The following is a 986-nucleotide window of genomic DNA, read 5'->3' as shown; positions in this document are numbered from 1 at the left end:
CACACGTCTTCACGGATTTAAATACCGGTACTCCACTGATCCCAACCATGGGCCAAGCGGCGACGACGAAGGCCACAAGGCGCTCACCCGCAACGAACTTTTGGCTTGGGCCTCGTCGTTCGGTTCTGCAACGCACACGGTCATAGCGATGATCCTCGATCGTAATAGTGCCGCCGTCCCCCGCGGACTTCTCCAAGCACGCAACGTGCTGGCCAACCTGGGCAAAAAGCACAGCAAAGCCACCCTCGAGCCGGCGTGCCAGCAGGTCTTAGAAAAGAAGCTGGCTCCAACTATGGCTGTGATCAAGCGCATCCAGACTGACATTGCGCACGCTCAGCAGCACCCCGCTGCACCAGGGCGAAGGACACAACCCGCGACGAAGAACCAACAACGCCCAACCGCCCCGCCTACCGGCGACGCAGCTGATGCCGTCTTCATCCGGCCTGCTGACCACAACGAAAACTAGAAGGAGTGTGAACCATGAGCAGCATCGACGATGAAACAATACGGGCAAAAATGCGAAAACTTCGCGTATCGACCTTCGCTGATGTCTTCTACGAGATTGTCAACGACGAGGCCTACGCGGATGCGCTACCAGAGGACATCTTCCTCGCCGCAGTCGAAGAGGCCTACACACAACGGCAACAACGCAACATCGCCAAAGCCACCACCCAGGCACAATTCCGATACCCGGATGCGAGCCTTGCTGAAGTCACCCGGGCAGAACAGCGCGGTATCAACATGCGCCAACTGAAACGAATCGCGGCAACGAACTGGCGGGAAAACCCGACCAACATTCACATCCTCGCACCGACCGGAACAGGGAAAACATACATAATCTGCGCCATCGGCGTCGCCGCATGCCAAGCCGGATACTCCGTGGCCTACTACCGGCTGGACCAACTCGTAGACATGTTGGCGGTCTTCTCACCGACTGACCAAAACTACCTCGATGCGATGCGGAAACTGATCAATGTCGATGTCCT

Annotated in this window: 1 protein-coding gene and 1 pseudogene; both read left to right on the top strand. The window is 57.4% G+C overall.

All coding sequences use genetic code 11. The features are described 5' to 3' along the window. Positions 1–466, top strand: a pseudogene (locus HMPREF2990_RS02800) (IS21 family transposase); the annotation flags it as partial. Positions 467–480: 14 nt separating this feature from the next. Beyond that, positions 481–986: ATP-binding protein (locus tag HMPREF2990_RS02795; protein ID WP_070762607.1), on the top strand; the 506-nt coding region annotated here is incomplete at its 3' end.

Origin of the sequence: Corynebacterium sp. HMSC071B10, from assembly GCF_001814825.1 — a bacterium.
GTDB lineage: Bacteria > Actinomycetota > Actinomycetes > Mycobacteriales > Mycobacteriaceae > Corynebacterium.
This window is presented reverse-complemented; position numbering and strand designations above follow the sequence as displayed.